Genomic DNA, 20,360 nt, shown 5'->3' on the forward strand with positions numbered 1-20,360 from the left:
GTATTAGTATTTCTTGTCCTGGGAATATTAGATGTGGGTTCTTTAGGTTATTGAACTCAGCTAGTTTTTCCCATACTAGTCCAAATTGTTTTGCTATCTTCCATAATACGTCTCCAGGTTTTACTACATATGTTTGTGTAGCAGCTGCAGCTGGCTCTTCTACTGCTGGTTCTTCAACTACTGGTTCTTCTACTGCTGGTTCTTCTACTACTTCTTTTGCTATAACAGTCATTCTAGGTTGAACTTCTGCTGGTATTGTTTCTAGCCCTTTAACATAATCTATAAGAATTTCGTCAAGCCCTGGAAGCTCAACTACTAAAGCTCCTTCTTTAAACATTTCGTAGCCGTCTCCACCTGCTGCCATGAAGTCGTTTGTAGCTACTTTATAAGTCTTTTCTAGGTCAATATCTTCTCCACCTATTTTAACATCTTTAACTCTACTACCTGCTTCTTGATTTAAGTCAAGAGTAAATGTTACACCTGCTACTTGTGAAAATGAGCCTGCTACTTCTGGGTAGCTAGCTGTTCCATGCTCAAGAGCTGCTAATATCTGTGCTCCTGTGTATTCTTTAACTACTACATAGTTACCAAATGGAAGTACTGTAATAATTTCTTCCATTGTGATATCTCCAACATCTATAGATGCCCTAATTCCACCACCATTTGTGATAGCCATATCAGCTTCTGAAGCTGCTAGCATAGCGTTAGTAATAAGATTTGATAGATTTGTTTCTCCACCTCTTACATGCTCTCTTACTCCATCAAGCTCTACATCAGTTTTTCCAACTACTACTGATGTGATTTCCTTGTTAGCTTCTATTGTAGCTGCTATTATAGCTGCAACATCAGCATCTGCTTCTAGTTCTGCTGCATCTTCTTTGCTAAATACTGTAGGCTCTACAGTTGTTAATTCTCCATCCTTGAAGGTTAAATTAACTATTCCTAAGTTGTCGTTATAGTTACCTGTTGATATTATTTTAGTAGCTTTTCCTTCATTATCTATTTTGTCTAAAGTTGAATGACTATGTCCGTCTATTATAAGGTCTATTCCTTCTACATTATCCCTTACTTTATATGATGTATCTGTACTTTCTTCGTCAATTCCTAGATGTGCTACTGCTACTATAGCGTCTACTTCTTTTTCTTGAAGCTCTGCTACTATCTTTTTAGCAGCTTCTACTGGATCTGCAAATGTTAGTCCTTCAACATTTTTAGGGTTAGTTTTAACTGTTGTTTCTGGAGTTGAAAGACCGAACATACCTATTTTTAGTCCGCCTACTTCTTTTATTACATAAGCATCAAGAAGTGTAGTGCCATCTTCTTTAACTAAGTTTGCTGATATTATAGGAAACTCCATTAATTCTTTAAGCTCTAATAATCTTTCTTGACCATAGTTAAAGTCGTGGTTTCCTGGAGTCATTACATCATAACCCACAGCATTCATAACTTTAACTATACTTTCGCCCTTTGAGATTGTAGCAAAGCTTTGTCCATGTAGTGTATCTCCTGCATCTACTACCAATACGTTAGGATTAGCTTCTTTAAGAGCTTTTATTTTTGTTGCTATTTTGGCAAATCCTATCCCTGCTTCTACTCTTGAGTGTGTATCATTTGTATGTACTATTGTAACTGTTACTGTATTATCTGCTGCTTCTTCTGCATACACTCCTGCTACAGGAGCAAATACTAAGCCTAGTACCATTGAAAGCATAACTAATAAGCTAAGAATTCTTGTTTTCTTGAAATTCATTTTGCATCCTCCTTTTGTTTTTTTATTTATGTTTTTATTTTTTTGCATATATTAAATGTTATTCTACAAAATAAAGAAAATTCCTGCTAAAACCAAAAAGATGTACAAGATTATAAAAAGACGAGGGTAATTTTTCTGCCCACGTCTCACTTACTACTTTAAATATAATCCAGTATAATAGTTTTTATCATATATTATATCTAAATCATCTCTTCTTTGTTCCTTAAGTTTAGATTCTATTATTGATTTCTTTTCATTTGGCTCTATAGGATTTACTGTGGCATATAATCCATCTATAACTGTAGAAAACTTGTTAAATGGAATACCTATCCCCATTTCATCTTCGCCCCAACCACACATATGTCTAGTTCCTGAGCATAGTAGACTTACATTTATATCATTACTTTCGTAAGGATATGCAGTGCACTCAGAGCAAATCGCATTATTACCTATCATCTTAAAAGAACTATGTGTGCCATACATATAAGTATAGCCTTGGATTATCCTCATTGCATTGTAAGGGTTAGATACTATCAAAACAACATCTGGATTTTCTGCGTATTCCTCTAAGGGTTTTAGCATTATACCGTATGCTTTGTGTTTGCACATGGTTATGTTACTAATAACATTTCTTGAGGTTATTAAATCTTGATATAACCCTGTTTTACTATGATATCTGCCTGAGGTAATTATTTCGTCAGCTTCTAAAATTCCTAAGTTTCTTGCTGATGCAAGACATCCAAAATCTTCTAGTGTTGCTTTAATCGAGTAACCACTCATAGCAGTCTTTACCATAACACAATAAGGGGATTTTGCCCTAAGTTTTTTGGCATCTGCATATTTAAATTCTTCTTCTGTAAATAAAAACTTCATACCTACTATTTTTCTTTTTAGTTCTAGAGAACATTTTGCTTTACTTATAGTGTCATTTAACTTTGATATATCCATTTTATTTACCACCTATTCAAACATTACATATTTTCCTTGGAAGTGATCATCAAATTTCTTTCTATACTCGTCTGTTCTAAGCAGAGTCATTATATCGTTAGCCCATTCTGAGTTAACATCTTCACTTCTTGTTATTATTCCGATTGGGAATTTTTTATTTTCTGTATCTTCATATAAAAATTCATCAGCTTTAACTACTCCAGACTCTGCCACATAAACTGCAGGTGAGATTAGTGCATCAACATCATTTATACTACGAGCTGTATGAATAATATCAGTTTCAACTATTTTTATATTCTTAGGGTTATCTTTAATATCAAGTAATGTGTAGAATGACCCTGTTTTTTCTCCTAATGTTATTAATCCTGCATCTCTTAGGATTCTTAAGCTTCTACTTAAATTAGTTGGATCTCCAGGTACTGCCATTTGTGTATTCATAGGTAACTCATCAAGTGATTTATATTTAGCAGAATAGATTGCAAAGAAAGAATAGTAATAGTATGGTTCAACCATTGCTAAGTCTGCATTGTTTTCTTTGTTAAAAGTCTCCATCCATGGTTTATGGTTTGCTAGTACTCCATCTATATCCCCATCCTTAAGGGCTGTAGCTGGTAATTGATTTGCATCAAACATAATTACTTCTACATCGTATCCTTGTTCTTTAAGACCTTCTTTAACCCATTGTAGTGCTGGCTCCGTTGTTGAAAGGCATCCTAATTTTAAACTTTTTTTTGCTGTAGCAGAATCATTGCTTGTTTCGTTGCTTGCAGGAGTTTTATTCCCGCTACAACCTACTAATGTAAATACCATTGCTAGTATTGTTAATAGAGTGACAATTTTAAATAGACTTTTCTTCATTTCTAATTCCTCCTCAGTTTTTTATAATATTTTTTTATATAACCAGTTCCCTAAACTCTGAATTACTTGTACCATTATAAACAATATAAATACAGAGGTATAGAGAATTGTGTTGTTAAAGCTTTGATATCCATAATTTAAAGCCACTGCCCCTATTCCTCCTGCACCAACTGCTCCTGCTAAAGTAGTTGCTGACAAAAAGCTTATGGCAGACAAGGTTGTTCCTGCTACTATCCCAGGCACTGCCTCTTTTACCATGACCCTTGTTATTATTTGCCAATCAGATGCGCCAAAAGACCTAGCAGCTTCTATTAACTGCTTATCTACCTCATTGAGACTATTTTCTATTATCTTCGCTAAAAATGGTGTGGCTGCAATTGTCAATGGTATAATAGCCGCTTTTTCTCCTATTGTAGTTCCTACAATTAGCCTTGTAAGAGGAGACATAGCCACTATAAGTATTATTATAGGGAAGGAACGAATAGTATTGACTAAAAAGTCAACTGCCCCATATATCCTTTTATTAGGCCGCAAACCTTTGGGACCATATATAACTAAAATAATAGCTAAAGCAAAGCCAAAAATAAATGCTAATACCATTGAAGCAGTTAACATTCTAAGAGTGGCTAGTATTGAAGGAGCAATAATAGTATTAAAATATTTCCACCAATATTGCCAGTATTCCTGTGAAGTCATTTCCTCACTCCTTTCAAACTAATTGAATGAATAAATCCTTTTGTCTACTAGTTCCCAGTTCACATTATTTGAGTTTAGGTAATCTTCTACAGATTTATAGTTTTCATTAGAGACGTTTATAATAACTGAACCTAGAATCTTATCTCTGTAAGATTCCATGTCTCCGCCTAGTATAGAAAAATCAATACCTAGTTGCCTAGCCATTTGTGTAATAATAGGTATACCAGTAGTTCCTTGTGCGAGAAGTATACGTATATTTACTCCATCACCTGGGAGTATTATGTCACTTTCTCCAATAAGATTTTTTAATGCCTTTGGCTGTTTCAAAAATATATCTTCTACCATTCCATTAGCAGCTACTATACCATTTTCAAGGATTGATATTTCTTCACAAACATTAGTTATTACTGACATCTGATGTGTTACTACTATAATTGTAATTCCTAAATGCTTATTCAATTGAGTTAATAGGTTTGTTATTGATTTTGAAGTTTTAGGATCAAGTGCTGATGTTGCTTCATCACATAGTAATATCTTTGGATTTAATGCTAAAGCCCTAGCTATTGCAACCCTTTGTTTTTGACCGCCTGATAATTCTTTAGGTTTTTGGTATATTTTTTCTGGAATTTCAACTAACTCTAAAAGTTCTTTAACCTTCTTGTCTATTTTCTTAGTATCATATTTCCAACATTTAAGAGGTAAAGCTATATTTTCATAAACATTAAGTCTACTAAGTAATGAAAAGTGTTGAAATATCATACCAATATTCTTTCTAAATTCACGAACATCTGTAGTATTAAGATTCTTTATTTCTACACCATCTACAATCAAGCTACCTTGGTCGTATGTTTCCAATCCATTGATACATCTTAAAAGTGTGGATTTGCCAGCGCCGCTTCTGCCAACTAGCCCATATATTTGCCCCTTTTCTATATGTAAATCTACTCCACAAAGCACAGGAATATCTCCGTAAGATTTTACTATATCATTAGCTATAATCATAGGAATTCACCTCCTTAAAGATAGTTCCTTATACAAGATAACAGATGTTAGTTCTATAGTAAAATTAAATTATTCAATAGTTGTTTGTTTAAGTATAGATAAAAATCATACTTTTTCTTCTTTTATTTTGTTAAGCATAAAAAAAAGATAAGGTTTCCCTTATCTCTTAGTCTTCTACTCTATATATTTTTGCTCCTAGATTTGCTAGCTTTTGTTCTATGTCTGTATATCCTCTGTCTACATGGTATATGTCACTAATTTCTGTAGCTCCTTCTGATACAAGTCCTGCTAATATAAGTGCTGCACCTGCCCTTAAATCTGTAGCTTTTACAGGTGCTCCCATCATCTTTTTAGTACCTTGTATAATTGCGCTTCTTCCATCGATTTTAATATCTGCTCCCATTCTTTTTAGCTCATCTACGTGCATAAATCTATTTTCAAATACTGTTTCTATCATTACACTGGTTCCATCTGCTATACTCATAAGTGCCATAAACTGTGACTGCATATCTGTAGGAAATCCTGGGTACGGAAGAGTTTTTATGTCTACTGATTTTACTCCGTTCCTAGCAGTTACTCTTACACTATCTTCGCCTTCTTCTACTTGTACTCCTGCCTCTATAAGCTTAGCTATAATAGGCTTAATATGACTTGGTATTACGTTTTCTATTAAAACATCTCCGCCAGAAATAGCTGCTGCTACCATATAAGTTCCTGCTTCTATTCTGTCTGGAATCACTGAATGCTTTACTTTTCCTAAGTCTGTTACTCCCTTTATTTTAATATTATTAGTACCTGCTCCTTTAATATCTGATCCCATTTTATTTAGAAAATTAGCTAAGTCTACGATTTCAGGTTCCATTGCTGCATTTTCAATTATAGTTTCTCCTTTTGCCATAGTAGCTGCCATCATAATGTTTTCAGTAGCACCTACACTTGGGAAGTCAAGGTATATCTTATCTCCAATAAGTCTATCTGCATATGCCTCTACATATCCGTGTCCTACGTCAATTTTAGCTCCTAAAGCCTTAAATCCTTTTAAATGTAAATCAATAGGCCTTGTTCCTATTGCACAACCACCAGGAAGTGATATTCTTGCTTTTCCCATCCTGGCCAATAAAGGTCCCATTACCAAAAAAGATGCCCTCATTTTCCTCATTAGCTCATATGGTGCTTCAATATTAATAATTTTTGAAGAATTAATTTGTAAACTGTTCTTACTGACTCTATTTATGCCAACACCTAAGGATGCGAGTACTTCGCTTATTACATCTACATCGTCAAGAGCAGGAATATCTTCAAGGGTACATACTTCTGAAGAAAGTAGTGAAGCTGCTATAATCGGTAGTGTAGAATTCTTTGCTCCGCTAATTTTTACAGAGCCTTCTAAAGCCGGGCTCTTTTCAACAATTATCTTTGGCACGGTGTCTGTTCCTCCCTTTATGTTCTTTTAGCAATAGTTCAACTATGGTTAAACGATTGTTAAATAATTTTCAGTTTTAAATAAGAGATCCTTCACATTCGTTCAGGATGACATTTCAATTCTCAATTTTTTAGTATCCTATTACAATTATTGGGTAACCCATATATATGTATGTTTTCCCCTCATACTCATTATAACTCATTGCTATGTTTAAATTCATCTTTTTATTTCCTGTATATATAGTTCTATCTAAATCTGGTGAATAAGCGGAAATGCTTATAACATCATCTTCGATTAAACCTTCTATTTTTTTACCTTTTGTTAATGAAAGGGCTTTCATAATTTTTTTAATTACAATATCCCTATTTAATTCTGCCTCAAAAGTTCCAATAATGCAATAGGTAAATTCTGTTTTTATGTCATAAGTCCTATATAAATTGTCGATATTTCTTATTATTTCTTTAATTTCCATATAATCTCTATTTAGATTGACATCTATTACAATACTAGTTTCACCACTGTTTTTTTCTTTATCAAAATAAGAATAAAGTATTACTGTAATATCACTATCATTTTTGTCTTTCCCATATACTACTAATTGTGAACTTTCAAAGGTTTCAGTATGTGTATTGAAGTATTCTTCATTTTCATTATTAGGATTCCTTTCTAGCTCTTTTAACCCTAATTCTTTTACTATATATTCCATAATGACTTTCAATTGTTCCTCATCTTTATATAGTTCGGGGATAGCTCCATTAAAATTAAGGTTGAAGCTAAAAAAATCAGCTCCTATTTCTTCAAAAGCTTTTATTAACAAGTCTTCATTTCTCAAATTTGTTTTTTCTGCATATGCAGAATTTATTAATGCAAGTATCGCTATAAGCACAATTGATAATATGCCTTTTACTATTTTCATGCTCTACCCTCCGTTTTAACGATAGTGTAACAATTGTTCAACTATCGTTCATCAAAGCAAATTGAGGAAAGGACTTAAAGAGACAAAAATGTAAAGGGGGACAAAACATTTTTGCCGTGAACCCATCCTTCCCTCATAATCAAGTATTAACATCTAATAGGGGGTTTTATACACTTAATTTTTAAAATTTATTAAACATTAGGAATGCTCTTAGGCCAAATAATTGTATTGTCATATTTGTACTATTTTGTCTATGAATAGGTTTTCATAGACTAAAATGTAGAAATATGATATTATATAATTAGTGCTATTATCCTATTTGATTTAGGTATAAAGTACTAGTAAATAATATAGCATTTAATATAATCACACTTATCAAAAGATAAAGTCGCAAAGCTATGGAGCTTAGGAGGAAAAATTATGTTTGAATTAGTTGAAGCTTATAACTTAGAAAATAGCATAGATAGTGAAATAAAAATGACCGCCTCAAATTTAGGTAAATATCTAAACTTTGATACTTGGAAAATCATAATGTTTACAAAAGATAAAAGCCAAGCATTGATAAGATATTCCTCTGGGGATAATATAAATGAATCACATGATAGTCAAAGTAAAATATGTTTTGACGAATCAAAGCAAGATTCCTATTTGAATTTGATACTTGAAGAGAAGAAAATTGTTCTTCATAGATGTGATGATGATAAAATATCAAAATATCGTCCAGTATCTAAAGATGCTCTGGTTGAGCTATATTTTCCATTATTTTTAACTAACGACACTAAGAAGGAAATTTTTGGGTGTCTTTATTTTTCTAAAAATAATTATCTTATAGATAATATAAGTGCTCTATTAACAGATAAATATGTAACATCCCAAGTAATAAATATTCAAAGAGATTTTGAATCAATTTATATAGAATACATAAATAATACAAACTTTCTAAATTTAATTCATATTCTTTCTGAAATAAATAGAAAAAGAGAGCCATATATGAATACCCATCCGTACAATGTAGCACTTTTGAGTAATCTAATAGGACAAGAGTTAGGTTTTTCAGAGAAACAATTATATAGACTTTATATAGCTGCTATACTTCATGATGTGGGAAAATTCTATTTATCAGAAGATATTCTAAACAAACCAGGAAAATTAATTGAAATTGAAAAAAGCATTATGAAAAGGCATCCAATTCATAGCTACAATATAGTAAAAGATTTAGCATATGGAATTAGTAATCTTTCAGGAATTGAAGATATTGTATTGCAGCATCACGAAAGATATGATGGGGCTGGATATCCAAATGGTCTAAAAGGTGAAGATATACTGTTAGAAAGTAGAATACTTGCAATAGCGGATTCAGTTGATGCTATGCTTTCTAAAAGGAGCTATAAAAAACCAAAATCTATAGACAAGGTTATTAATGAACTCATAATTAATAAAGGTAAGCAGTTCGATCCACAGCTAGCACAAATAATGATAAATATTTTAATGAATAAGCAAAAAAATCAAGAAATCATATTAACTGAACCTGTCGTTATAGGAACCCTCGTTTTATTAACAAAAGATATTTCATGTCAGATTCAAGGAACTTTAATTAAGACTATTTCTGGTTATAAATTCAAGGTAGATTGTGATGAATGTTTATGTGAAAAATGCATGGCAAACATTAGAAATATAATTAGTGCCACATTTTATACAGAAAACAATGGAAACGTATTTGAGTATGATGCTTCTATAAGATATAAAGCCAACGGAAAGATGTACCTCTCTCACCTAGAACCTAAAGCAACGTCTGATTATTTTAGCCTGCTTTGGGAATTGGATGGAAATATAGCCTTCAAAAATTCAATAACATCTGAAGTAATAATAAATAAAATTGGTGGTGATTTTCTAAGCTTTTATGTTCACAAAAATCAATTTAAGGATATAAACATTATTAACAGTGTAAATACTATAACGATTAAATTTGAGGATAATAACGCTATTACTGTTCCAGGAAAAGTAACTAGGACAATAAAGGTTGGTCATAAAATATATTGTGATTTTAAATATATAAACATATTAGAAAGTACGCGAGATCAGATATTTAAACAAATATTCAAAAAACAAGCCGAGTTTAGAAAAAACATCTTTAGTGCTATGATAGAATAATGAATCAGGGCTGGTATGAAAACCAGCCCTATATTATTCTTTATCTTCTGCAATATTTATTCTATTTACTGCTTTTCTAAGGGCAATTTCTGCTCTGGCTACGTCTATATTGTCTCTTCTTTTTAATCTTTCTTCTGCCCTGTGTTTTGCTTCTTCTGCTCTTCCAACATCTATTTCTTCAGGCCATTCTGCAGCATCTGAAATAATAGTTGTCTTTTCTTTTCCAACTTCTATATATCCTCCAGCAATTGCTGCTGTTCTTATTTTACCCTCTTGTTTTATTCTGATCTTACCTATGTCAAGTGGAGTTACTAATGGTGTGTGACCTTTAAGTATTCCTAAGTCCCCCTCAACTCCTCTAACAATTACCATGTCTACTTCTTCCTCAAAAAACTTTCTATCAGGAGTTACTATTTCTAGCATAAATCCTGCCATTTGCAGCACCTCCTAGTATCCCATTTTCTTAGCTTTTTCTACAGCTTCTTCTATAGTTCCTACAAATAAGAATGCAGACTCAGGTAGATTGTCATGCTTACCTTCAAGAATTTCTTTAAATCCTCTAACAGTTTCTTTAATTGGTACGTATTTTCCTGGCATACCTGTAAACTGTTCAGCAACACTAAATGGTTGAGATAGGAAACGTTGAATTCTTCTAGCACGTGCAACAGTTATTTTATCTTCTTCAGATAATTCATCCATACCTAGTATGGCAATAATATCTTGAAGCTCTTTATATCTTTGTAGTATCTCTTGTACTTGACGAGCTACACTATAGTGTTCTTCTCCTACAACTAGCGGATCTAGAATTCTAGATGTTGAGTCAAGTGGGTCAACTGCTGGGTATATACCTAACTCTGATATTGCACGAGAAAGAACTGTAGTAGCATCCAAGTGAGCAAATGTAGTAGCTGGTGCAGGGTCAGTTAAGTCGTCAGCAGGCACGTAAACAGCCTGAACTGATGTAATAGAACCCTTTTTGGTAGATGTAATTCTCTCTTGTAATGCTCCCATCTCTGTAGCTAATGTAGGCTGGTATCCAACGGCACTTGGCATACGTCCAAGTAAAGCTGAAACCTCTGAACCTGCCTGTGTAAATCTAAATATATTGTCTATAAATAGTAGTACGTCCTGTCCTTGTACATCTCTAAAATATTCTGCCATAGTAAGCCCTGTAAGTGCAACTCTCATTCTAGCTCCTGGTGGCTCGTTCATCTGACCAAAAACTAAGGCAGTCTTGTCTATAACACCAGAATCCTTCATTTCATAATAAAGGTCGTTACCTTCTCTAGTTCTCTCTCCAACTCCTGAGAATACTGAAAGTCCACCGTGTTCTTTTGCTATGTTGTTAATAAGTTCTTGGATAAGAACTGTTTTTCCAACTCCTGCTCCACCGAAAAGTCCTATTTTACCACCTTTTGCATAAGGTGCTATAAGGTCTATAACCTTTATACCTGTTTCAAAAATCTCTGTAGCTGTTTCTTGTTCTTCAAAAGATGGAGCTGGTCTGTGTATAGGGAAAACTTCCTGTGTATTTATTGGTTCGCCCTCATCAATTGTTTCTCCAAGAACATTGAATAATCTTCCTAATGTTGCTTTTCCTACTGGAATGCTTATAGGATTTCCTGTATTTACAGCATCCATGCCTCTAACAAGACCGTCTGTAGAAGACATGGCAATACATCTAACTGTATCATCGCCTACGTGTTGTGCAACTTCTGCTATTACTTTATCTCCTTCTCCTTGTATTTCAATTGCATTTAGGAGACGTGGCAGATTTTCCTCGCTAAATCTTATATCCAACACAGGTCCGATTATTTGAACTACTTTACCTATGTTATTTTCGGCCATTCATTTCACTCCTTTGCTTTTCAAACTGTAGTTGAACAGTAGTTAAACAATCGTTAAACTATCGCTAAACCATCGTTAAACAATCGTTACACTATCGTTAAACTATTGTTAATTATTTAAGCGCTTCCGCTCCACCTACTATTTCCGATATTTCTTGTGTTATAGATGCTTGACGAGCTCTATTGTATCTAAGCTCCAGATCTTCTATCATCTCTTCTGCATTGTCTGTTGCAGATTCCATGGCAGTTCTTCTGGCTCCTTGCTCACTTGCTGAGGATTCTATTAAAGCTCCATATATGGCACTATGAATATATTTAGGAATTAAATAATCAAGTACCTCCTCTGGAGAAGGCTCATATTCTATTAATGTTCTAGAACCTTTGTTGTTTTCATCATTAATACTCTCTGCAGGTAGAAGCTTTAGTATCTTTGGCTCTTGTGATATAACACTTTTGAAACCAGTATATACAACATTTACTTCATCTACCTTACCTTCTTCATATAGCTCTATGGCAAGGCTTCCTATGCTACTAGCATCTATATAATGCGGATCTTCAGATATGTTTAAAAACTCACCTGCTATATTGTAGTCTCTTCTTTTAAAGTAGTCCCTTCCCTTTTGCCCTACAACTAGTATGGTAGCTTGCTCTTTATTATCTATTTGGCTTTCTGCTAGCTTAACCACATTGCCATTATATCCTCCTGCCAAGCCTCTATCTCCAGTTATGACTATAAAAGCTCTGTTCTTTATTTCACGTTTTTCAAGGAGTGGATGCTTTATTCCAGTTGTAGATGAAAGGATGTCTTGAATACTTCTAACTAATGTCTGGTAATAAGGTCTACTCATTTCAAGCTTTTGCCTAGCTTTTCTAAGCTTGGCAGATGAAACAAGCTCCATTGCCTTTGTTATCTGCTTTATTCCGCTGACACTTCTGATTCTTCTTTTAATATCCTTCATCGATTGAGCCATGTGTGATCACCTCTCTTCTCTTTGAATCACAGGCGGACGTCTAATAGTCGTCCCTACAACCCTTGTGCTACATAAAGCTCTTCTTAAACTCTTCTATGCCTTTAACTAATTCAGTTTCTATTTCTTCTGTTAACTGTTTTGTTTCAAGAATTTTCTTTCCAACTTGTGGATAGTTGTTTTCCATAAATGCTAAGAATTCGCTTTCAAAGTCTTTTATTCTTTCTAGTGGTATATCTGAAACATATTTATTTGTAACAGCATAAAGCACCATTACTTGCTTTTCTACAGACATAGGGCTGTATTGAGGCTGTTTTAGAATCTGCATTATTCTTTCACCATGAGATAGTCTCTCTTCAGTTTCTTTATCTAGATCAGAACCGAATTGGGCAAATGCTGAAAGCTCTCTATATTGAGCAAGCTCAAGCTTAAGTCCTCCAGAAACTTTCTTCATAGCTTTTATCTGTGCAGCTCCACCAACACGTGATACAGAAAGTCCAGAGTTAACAGCTGGTCTTTGTCCTGAGAAGAAAAGCTCTGTCTCTAGGAATATCTGTCCATCAGTGATGGATATAACGTTTGTTGGTATATATGCTGATATATCTCCTGCAAGAGTCTCTATTATTGGAAGTGCAGTTATTGAACCGCCACCATATTTTTCATCAAGTCTTGCAGCTCTTTCAAGTAATCTAGAGTGTAAGTAGAATACGTCTCCAGGGTAAGCCTCACGTCCTGGTGGTCTCCTAAGTAGTAATGACATTGCACGGTATGCAACTGCGTGCTTTGATAGGTCATCATATATAATCAACACGTCTTTTCCGTTATACATAAATTCTTCTGCCATGGCAACACCAGCATAAGGTGCTATATATTGAAGTGGTGCCAATTCACTAGCAGTAGCTGAAACTATAATAGAGTACTCCATAGCTCCTTTTGCTTCTAGAGTATTTACTATTTGAGCTACTGTAGATCTTTTCTGTCCTATAGCTACATAGATACATATTACATCCTGTCCTTTTTGATTGATTATTGTATCTATAGCAATAGCTGTCTTACCTGTTTGTCTGTCACCAATTATAAGCTCTCTTTGTCCTCTACCTATAGGTATCATTGAGTCTATAGCTTTGATACCTGTTTGTAATGGTACAGAAACTGATTTTCTTTCAATAACTCCAGGTGCTTTTGATTCTATAGGTCTAAATTTAGTTGAATTTATAGGTCCTTTTCCATCAATAGGCTGACCAAGTGCATTGACAACTCTTCCTATTAAACCTTCTCCAACTGGAACTTCAACTATTCTTCCAGTTCTCTTTACTATGTCACCTTCTTTTATGTTTTCATCAGAACCTAAAAGAACGCAGCCTACGTTATCTTCCTCAAGGTTAAGAGCCATCCCATATACTTCTCCTGGGAACTCTAAAAGCTCACCTGCCATACAGCTTTCAAGTCCATGAACTCTCGCAATAGCGTCTCCAACTTGAATTACAGTACCTACGTCTACTACGTCAAGTTTTTTTTCATATCTTTTAATCTGCTCTTTTATAATTGAGCTAATTTCTTCAGGTCTTAGATTCATTTAGTTCTTCACCCCTATCCTATTCTTACTCTTACATTATTTAAGTCCTTGTAAAGCTCTTCAAACTTACCTTTAACACTTGCATCTATAACCTTATCTCCTATTTTAACAAGGACTCCACCGATTATGGTGCTATCAATTACATTTGAAAGAAGAACCTTTTTGTCTAATTTCATAGATAATTGTTTTTCTAGTTTCTTCATTTCTTTATTCTGCATAGGAACTGCAGTAATAGCTGTTGCTTCTACTATTCCTTGCTTTATATTTGAAAGCTTGGTATATTCTTCACAAATATCAGATAAATTTGTTTCTCTGCCTTTGTCTATGACTATATAGCAAAGATTGAGAATCTCCTGAGATACTCTACCTTTAAAAATAGAGTTGATTATGTCTTTCTTTTCGTCTTTTGAAAGCTTAGGGTGTTCAAATATAGTCTTTAGCTTTGGCTCACTTTCCAGTACCTGAGATATGGCTTTAATTTCATCCTTAAACTGCTCTAGTTTGTCTAGCTCAAGGGCCACCTCATATAAGGCTTCGGCATATCTTTTTCCTATTAATTTTGCCATTGTGTTTCCCCTACCTCATCGATAAACTTGTTTATCATTTCATTATGAGCCTTTTCATCTAAGCTTTTTTCTACAACTTTTTCTGCAGCCATCATAGCTATTTGAACTACCTCTGTCTTTAACTCAGACATGGTTTTTTCTCTTTCTCTTTCAATATCTTTTCTTGCTTTATCTAATACATTGCTAGCCTCAGTCTTTGCTTCTACTACAATCTGACCCTTAAGCTCTTCTCCTCTTTTCTTTGCCGCATCTACTATAACTCTTGCTTCATTTTTAGCTTCATCTATTCTTGATTCGTATTCTTTTCTTAAATCATCAGCTTCTTGTCTTTGAAGCTTAGCTTCTTCTAAGTCATTTGCTATTTTTTCTTTCCTAGCAGCTAAGAACTCTGTAACTGGTTTAAAAAGAAAATGTCTTATCACTAAAAACAATACGATTGTAGCTGCAATCTGTAGTGAAAAGTTGACCAGATCTGGTAATACATTTATTTGAATGTCCATGCTTTAAGCCTCCCTTCCTTGCTCTGAAGTGTATAAAAAATGGCTTGCCATATGTTAATGTCCTAATAATGCAGAAACAAGAGATGGGTTGGTGAGCCCACCTCTTTATATTTTCTATAGTGCTCCTAACAATGGTCTTACGAATAGTAGGATAATACCTATAACTAATCCGTAGATACCAGTTGTCTCTGCAACTGCCTGACCAAGAAGCATTGTTTGGATGACATCACCCTTAGCTTCTGGTTGTCTACCTACTGCCTCACAAGCTTTACCAGCAGCATATCCCTGTCCGATTCCAGGACCGATACCTGCTATAAGTGCTAAACCTGCTCCTATTGCTGAACATCCTAATATAAAAGCTTCATTTGTAATTCCTTGTATCATTTTATATCCTCCTTTGATTTCATAATAAATTTATTTTAATTTTATTTTTGAGCATTATTTTACTGCTCCTGATGGAGTCTCATCTCCCATTTTGTTTGCTATATTTACCATTGTAAGCATAGCAAATATAAATGTTTGAATAAGGCCTGAGAACAAGTCAAAATAAGCGTGTAGAACTGGGGCAACAAATGGTGTTATGATCATGGATATGTTGTTTAATGCACTATAGACAAGTGACATAATGATAACACCACTCAATATATTTCCAAAAAGACGGAAAGATAATGAAATAGGTGTTGCTATCTCACCCAGTAAGTTAATAGGGAATAATAGTGGAATAGGTTCAAAGAAGCCTTTTAAATAGCTTCCGATTCCATTTGTTTTGATTCCAAAGAAATGAATCAAGACAGTTGTAATTATTGCTAAGGCTAATGTAACGTTATAGTCTGATGTAGGCGGTGTAAAGCCTAGTAGACCAAATAAATTTGCACATACTAAGTACAAAACTAGTGTCCCAATAAAAGGGGCAAAGCCTATCCTAGTTGGCCCCATTGTACTCTTAACTAAAGACTCTATAGTTTCTACAAAAATCTCCATTATATTTAATAGACCACTAGGTTTTTCTTCAATATTTGCCTTTTTGATTTTTCTACTTACTATAATAGCAAGTATTGAAAGCAGGATAACTATTACCCACGAATTAACTACACTGTCGTGGATATAAATTTGCCTCCCAAGCATTGTAAACGTAATCCCAGGTGCCATGTCTTTTACCTCCTTTCGTAGTAAATATATTATTTTAAAATTTAGTTGCAAAATATTGCAAATTATGTTGCAATATTGGTTATAACAAGACTATTTGCTGACTTTGTTACCTTTTTTTAATCTACTAAATATCATATCACAAAAAGCACTAGAAAGTATAACAATTTTGACCATAAATATACCTAATATTGCAGTGTAAAAGTTTATATAATCTGCTAATGCAGAAATTGTTAGCATAGCTCCATAAATTACATATCTCACGAAATAATTTGCAACAACGTAGGCCATAACTTTGTTTTGAGGCATGTTTACAGCTTTTTCAAAAGTGAGCCCCATAAGCCTAAAGTTCAGCACATTTATGGATGTTCCAAACACTAATCCATATATGTACTCCTTAGGGTTTGGAAATATTAACAAAATTATTCCGGAAAATATTAATGCTAATATTAATGCTTTAATTATTATCTTTTGTTGGTAATTTCCTTCAAACGTTCCCATTGCATCACTTCCTCTTATTGCTTCCTGCAGTGATTTTAAATAAAGTAACAAAGGCAGAAATTATACCTAGTATGATAAATATTATAAAAAAAATAATTCCTGTACCTAATTTTCTATCGATAGTAATGCCTAGCCAAGTTCCTAATAAAATTGGGACTATCATGGATATACCTACTTGGGATATAAGAACCAAGTTCTGTAAAGCTTTCGATTTTTCGTTTTGATTCAACTTTATCACTCCAAGCTTAGTACTACAATAACATTTTTGGTAAAATATTTTTGTTCATTTTGTCAAAGTTTTGTTTGTTTCTATTTTGCCCTATAAATGATACTATATAATATTTATATGTGTTTTTGCAATGGTTTTTGAAGAAATAAGTCTAAGGATAGAAATTAGTTGTAATAGCGTTTATCTCATTATAAAAAAATCAGAGGATTTTAACCCTCTGACTTTTGTAAAATCTCTACAATAAAATTAATACTGCACATATAATTATTCCAGAATAGATTAAATCTATTAAACAGTATCCCATAATATCTCTTGCACCTAGACCTGCAATTCCTAGTGCTGGTAGAGCCCAGAATGGTTGAATCATATTAGTCCAAGCATCTCCCCAAGCTATAGACATAGCAGTCTTAGCAGCAGGAACTCCAATGTCTAATCCTGCAGGCATCATAATAGGTGCTTGTACTGCCCATTGTCCTCCGCCTGAAGGTACGAAGAAGTTTACTAATCCTGCACTTAAGAATGAGAATAATGGGAATGTCTTTGGCGTAGATATCGATACGAACATATTCGACATTTGACCTGCTAATGATATACCTGCTGCACTTTCACCAGTCATCATACCCATAATACCTGCATAAAATGGGAATTGTAGTATGATTCCACCAGTTCCTTTAACAGCAACTGTCAACGCATTTAGGTATCTTCTTGGTGTACCATGTAGAATTATTCCTACGATTAAGAATATAAAGTTAACTATATTTAAGTTTAGATCAAAACCATTAGTACTAAAGTGATAGATAATAAATCCTAATCCAAATAAACCTACTATCATAGATAGAACAGGGCTGTTTTCCATTCTTTCAGCAGGAGTCATGTCTGCCTTTGAAACAGCTATTTCTTCTTCTTTATCAACTAATAGCTTTGGATCTATTACAAAAGCTTTATCTGGTTCTGGATGCATTGCTTTATTTACTAGTGGTAGTGTTAGTATAAGAAGAGCTGAAATGATTAGATTAAATGGTGCGAAGATTGTTTGAGTTGTTGGTACTATATCTGTAACAGCACCTGCAGTAACTTTAGCTATCTCATTGGCATCTGTAGCTAATTGAAGTGGTATAGAGCCTGAAATTCCTCCATGCCATACAAGGAAGCCTGAGTAAGCAGCTGCGATTAATAGTCTATAGTCAACGCCTTTTACTTGTTTTGCTAATTCTCTTGCATATAGTGCTCCTATAACTAATCCAAATCCCCAGTTTATCCAACATGCAATACCAGAAATCAATGAAACTGCAAGTATTGCTTGACCTGGAGTTTTAACGAAAGACGCTAACTTTGAAAGACCTTTTTTGATTACTGGTGCACTTGCTAATGCATGGCCTGTAACTAGCACAAGTGCCATCTGCATTGAGAATGAAAGTAATTTCCAAAAGCCATTACCCCAATGCACAACCATTTGTAAATTTTTTAAACATAACATCTCTCCTTCTTTTATTATTAGTAGGTAGAGAATTTTTGTAATTCTGAGCGCCAGCGAAGAATCTAGTTTTTAGATCCTTCACTGCGTTCAGGATGACATCAACCACTCCTACTTAAAAACTAAATATCCATTACCTTTAAATTTTCGGAGATTATTAGTTCTGCTTCTGTTGCTGCCACTACGTCTTCAACTGTTGCTTCTGGTCCTAATTCTTTTAGAACTAATCCTTTTTCTGTAACTTCTATAACTGCCATTTCTGTAACTATAAGATTAACCTCTCCTGCTGCGGTAAGAGGGAGAGTACACTCTTTAAGTATCTTTGGATTTCCTTTAGCTGTATGCTCCATAGCAACTATAACCTTCTTTGCTCCAACTACAAGGTCCATAGCACCACCCATTCCAGGTACCATCTTGCCAGGAATCATCCAGTTTGCTAGGTTACCTTTTTGGTCTACTTGTAAAGCTCCTAGTACTGTAGCATCTACGTGTCCACCTCTTATAATGGCAAATGACATAGAACTGTCGAAGAATGCTCCACCTGGTTTAATGGTAACAGGCTGTCCTCCTGCATTTACTAGGTCTTTATCTTCTTTTCCTGGTTCAGGAGCTGGTCCTAAACCTACAAAGCCATTTTCTGATTGGAATATAACGTCCATTCCTTCAGGAATATAGTTAGCTACAAGGGTTGGTAAGCCTATGCCAAGGTTTACAACGTCACCGTCTTTAAGCTCTTTTGCAACTCTCTTAGCTATAACTTCTCTAATCATGCCCTTATCCATTATTCGTCCCCCCTAACTATATAATCTACGAAGAGTCCTGGAATCATTACTACGTTAGGATCTATTTCTCCAACTTCAACTATTTTTTCTGCTTCTACTATTACTGTTTCAGCAGCTGTCGCTGAGAATAAATTAAAGTTTCTTGTAGATTTATTAAAAAATATGTTTCCTTTTTTATCTACTATAGAGCCAAATATTAAAGCTACATCTGCTTTTAGCGGTTTTTCTACTAGATACTCTTTTCCATCAACTTCTATTTTGGTTTTTCCTTCTTCTACTACAGTTCCTATTCCTGTTGGTGTTAAAAATCCACCTAATCCTGCTCCACCTGCTCTAATTTGCTCTATAAGAGTTCCTTGTGGTACAAGATCTACTTCTAATTCTCCTGCATTCATTTGGTTCCCTGTTTCAGCGTTTGTTCCTATATGTGATACTATTGCTTTTTTTACTCTTTTAGCTACTATTAATTTGCCAATACCAACTTCTGGGAATGCAGTGTCATTGGCTATAATAGTAAGGTCTTTGACCCCCTTTTCTAAAAGAACATCTATAAGCTTATGAGGATTACCTGCTCCTAAAAATCCTCCTATCATTACACTCATGCCGTCTTTTACATGCTCTAAGGCTTGGTCCATGGATACAATTTTGTTCATCATTACACCTCCATTTATTTGAACAGTAGGGGAACAGTAGTTACACTATCGTTAAACTACCGTTAAACTATCTTTCTACAATAACTGCTGTTCCTTGTCCTCCACCTATACAAAGTGTTGCAAGTCCAGTTTTTGCATCTCTCTTTTCCATTTCATATATTAAAGATATAAGAATTCTAGCTCCTGATGCTCCTATTGGATGACCTAGTGCTATGGCTCCTCCATTTACGTTGACTATTTCTGGGTTTAGTCCTAAGTCTTTTACTACTGATAGTGACTGTGCTGCAAATGCTTCGTTTGCTTCTATTAAATCTAAGTCTTCTACTGTTATTCCTGCTTTCTCTAGTGCTTTTCTAGTTGCTGGTACTGGTCCA

22 protein-coding genes and 1 pseudogene are annotated in these 20,360 nt (G+C 34.2%); 1 reads left to right on the forward strand and 22 read right to left on the reverse strand.

From position 1 onward, the window contains the following. The 7 genes from ABV008_RS10115 to ABV008_RS10145 form a co-directional block, all read right to left on the reverse strand. The coding region (locus ABV008_RS10115) for a 5'-nucleotidase C-terminal domain-containing protein (RefSeq protein ID WP_352419702.1) at window positions 1-1,750 on the reverse strand (1,750 nt) is incomplete at its 3' end. A gap of 153 nt (window positions 1,751-1,903) precedes the next feature. After that, window positions 1,904-2,698: a DUF169 domain-containing protein gene (locus ABV008_RS10120; protein WP_352419703.1), complete on the reverse strand. Its 795-nt coding sequence runs from the start codon at window positions 2,696-2,698 to the stop codon at window positions 1,904-1,906. A 12-nt stretch (window positions 2,699-2,710) separates the two neighbouring features. Then, window positions 2,711-3,556: a MetQ/NlpA family ABC transporter substrate-binding protein gene (locus ABV008_RS10125; protein WP_352419704.1), complete on the reverse strand. Its 846-nt coding sequence runs from the start codon at window positions 3,554-3,556 to the stop codon at window positions 2,711-2,713. 21 nt (window positions 3,557-3,577) lie between these two features. Further along, the gene (locus tag ABV008_RS10130) at window positions 3,578-4,252 is read right to left on the reverse strand and encodes a methionine ABC transporter permease (RefSeq protein ID WP_352419705.1); all 675 of its coding nucleotides are present in this window, start codon (window positions 4,250-4,252) and stop codon (window positions 3,578-3,580) included. Between the two features lie 18 nt (window positions 4,253-4,270). Further along, window positions 4,271-5,254, reverse strand: a complete 984-nt coding sequence (locus ABV008_RS10135) for a methionine ABC transporter ATP-binding protein (protein WP_352419706.1) — start codon at window positions 5,252-5,254, stop codon at window positions 4,271-4,273. Between the two features lie 166 nt (window positions 5,255-5,420). Next, the gene (murA, locus tag ABV008_RS10140; RefSeq protein WP_352419707.1) at window positions 5,421-6,677 is read right to left on the reverse strand and encodes a UDP-N-acetylglucosamine 1-carboxyvinyltransferase; all 1,257 of its coding nucleotides are present in this window, start codon (window positions 6,675-6,677) and stop codon (window positions 5,421-5,423) included. 130 nt (window positions 6,678-6,807) lie between these two features. After that, complete coding sequence (locus tag ABV008_RS10145) at window positions 6,808-7,593, reverse strand: YwmB family TATA-box binding protein (protein WP_352419708.1); 786 nt, start codon at window positions 7,591-7,593, stop codon at window positions 6,808-6,810. Between the two features lie 420 nt (window positions 7,594-8,013). Here ABV008_RS10145 and ABV008_RS10150 point away from each other — a divergent pair, with 420 nt between their 5' ends. Further along, window positions 8,014-9,744 (forward strand): HD-GYP domain-containing protein, encoded by a 1,731-nt coding sequence (locus tag ABV008_RS10150; protein WP_352419709.1) that lies wholly within the window; start codon window positions 8,014-8,016, stop codon window positions 9,742-9,744. A gap of 33 nt (window positions 9,745-9,777) precedes the next feature. Here ABV008_RS10150 and ABV008_RS10155 read toward each other — a convergent pair whose 3' ends face one another. The 15 genes and pseudogenes from ABV008_RS10155 to ABV008_RS10225 form a co-directional block, all read right to left on the reverse strand. After that, the gene (locus ABV008_RS10155; RefSeq protein ID WP_352419710.1) at window positions 9,778-10,179 is read right to left on the reverse strand and encodes a F0F1 ATP synthase subunit epsilon; all 402 of its coding nucleotides are present in this window, start codon (window positions 10,177-10,179) and stop codon (window positions 9,778-9,780) included. A gap of 12 nt (window positions 10,180-10,191) precedes the next feature. Continuing rightward, a complete protein-coding gene (atpD, locus tag ABV008_RS10160) occupies window positions 10,192-11,592 on the reverse strand; it encodes a F0F1 ATP synthase subunit beta (protein WP_352419711.1) in 1,401 nt (466 codons plus the stop codon). 112 nt (window positions 11,593-11,704) lie between these two features. Next, window positions 11,705-12,550 (reverse strand): ATP synthase F1 subunit gamma, encoded by an 846-nt coding sequence (gene atpG, locus ABV008_RS10165; RefSeq protein ID WP_352419712.1) that lies wholly within the window; start codon window positions 12,548-12,550, stop codon window positions 11,705-11,707. 79 nt (window positions 12,551-12,629) lie between these two features. Beyond that, window positions 12,630-14,135, reverse strand: a complete 1,506-nt coding sequence (gene atpA / locus ABV008_RS10170) for a F0F1 ATP synthase subunit alpha (RefSeq protein WP_352419713.1) — start codon at window positions 14,133-14,135, stop codon at window positions 12,630-12,632. 14 nt (window positions 14,136-14,149) lie between these two features. Continuing rightward, complete coding sequence (locus ABV008_RS10175; protein ID WP_352419714.1) at window positions 14,150-14,701, reverse strand: F0F1 ATP synthase subunit delta; 552 nt, start codon at window positions 14,699-14,701, stop codon at window positions 14,150-14,152. Further along, window positions 14,689-15,201: a F0F1 ATP synthase subunit B gene (atpF, locus tag ABV008_RS10180; RefSeq protein WP_352419715.1), complete on the reverse strand. Its 513-nt coding sequence runs from the start codon at window positions 15,199-15,201 to the stop codon at window positions 14,689-14,691. The genes ABV008_RS10175 and atpF overlap by 13 nt, the downstream gene beginning before the upstream one ends. 114 nt (window positions 15,202-15,315) lie before the next feature. Beyond that, window positions 15,316-15,585, reverse strand: coding sequence for an ATP synthase F0 subunit C (atpE, locus tag ABV008_RS10185; RefSeq protein ID WP_352419716.1), 270 nt, complete (start codon window positions 15,583-15,585; stop codon window positions 15,316-15,318). Window positions 15,586-15,639: 54 nt separating this feature from the next. Then, window positions 15,640-16,350, reverse strand: coding sequence for a F0F1 ATP synthase subunit A (gene atpB / locus ABV008_RS10190; protein ID WP_352419717.1), 711 nt, complete (start codon window positions 16,348-16,350; stop codon window positions 15,640-15,642). A gap of 90 nt (window positions 16,351-16,440) precedes the next feature. Continuing rightward, a complete protein-coding gene (locus tag ABV008_RS10195; protein ID WP_352419718.1) occupies window positions 16,441-16,848 on the reverse strand; it encodes an ATP synthase subunit I in 408 nt (135 codons plus the stop codon). Between the two features lie 4 nt (window positions 16,849-16,852). After that, on the reverse strand, window positions 16,853-17,077 hold the full coding sequence (locus tag ABV008_RS10200) for an AtpZ/AtpI family protein (RefSeq protein WP_352419719.1): 225 nt from the start codon (window positions 17,075-17,077) through the stop codon (window positions 16,853-16,855). A 235-nt stretch (window positions 17,078-17,312) separates the two neighbouring features. After that, window positions 17,313-18,554 carry a short-chain fatty acid transporter gene (locus ABV008_RS10205; protein ID WP_352419720.1) on the reverse strand — a complete coding sequence of 414 codons (1,242 nt, stop codon included), beginning with the start codon at window positions 18,552-18,554 and terminating at the stop codon, window positions 17,313-17,315. Next, on the reverse strand, window positions 18,511-18,636 hold the full coding sequence (locus ABV008_RS10210; RefSeq protein WP_352419723.1) for a hypothetical protein: 126 nt from the start codon (window positions 18,634-18,636) through the stop codon (window positions 18,511-18,513). The genes ABV008_RS10205 and ABV008_RS10210 overlap by 44 nt, the downstream gene beginning before the upstream one ends. Window positions 18,637-18,673: 37 nt before the next feature. Continuing rightward, window positions 18,674-19,333: a CoA transferase subunit B gene (locus ABV008_RS10215; protein WP_352419721.1), complete on the reverse strand. Its 660-nt coding sequence runs from the start codon at window positions 19,331-19,333 to the stop codon at window positions 18,674-18,676. After that, window positions 19,333-19,986, reverse strand: coding sequence for a CoA transferase subunit A (locus ABV008_RS10220; RefSeq protein ID WP_352419722.1), 654 nt, complete (start codon window positions 19,984-19,986; stop codon window positions 19,333-19,335). Before ABV008_RS10220 ends, ABV008_RS10215 begins: the two co-directional genes overlap by 1 nt. Before the next feature lie 67 nt (window positions 19,987-20,053). Further along, window positions 20,054-20,360: pseudogene (locus ABV008_RS10225) on the reverse strand (acetyl-CoA C-acyltransferase); the annotation flags it as partial.

Origin of the sequence: Proteiniborus sp. (assembly GCF_040308045.1) — a bacterium.
GTDB lineage: Bacteria > Bacillota > Clostridia > Tissierellales > Proteiniboraceae > Proteiniborus.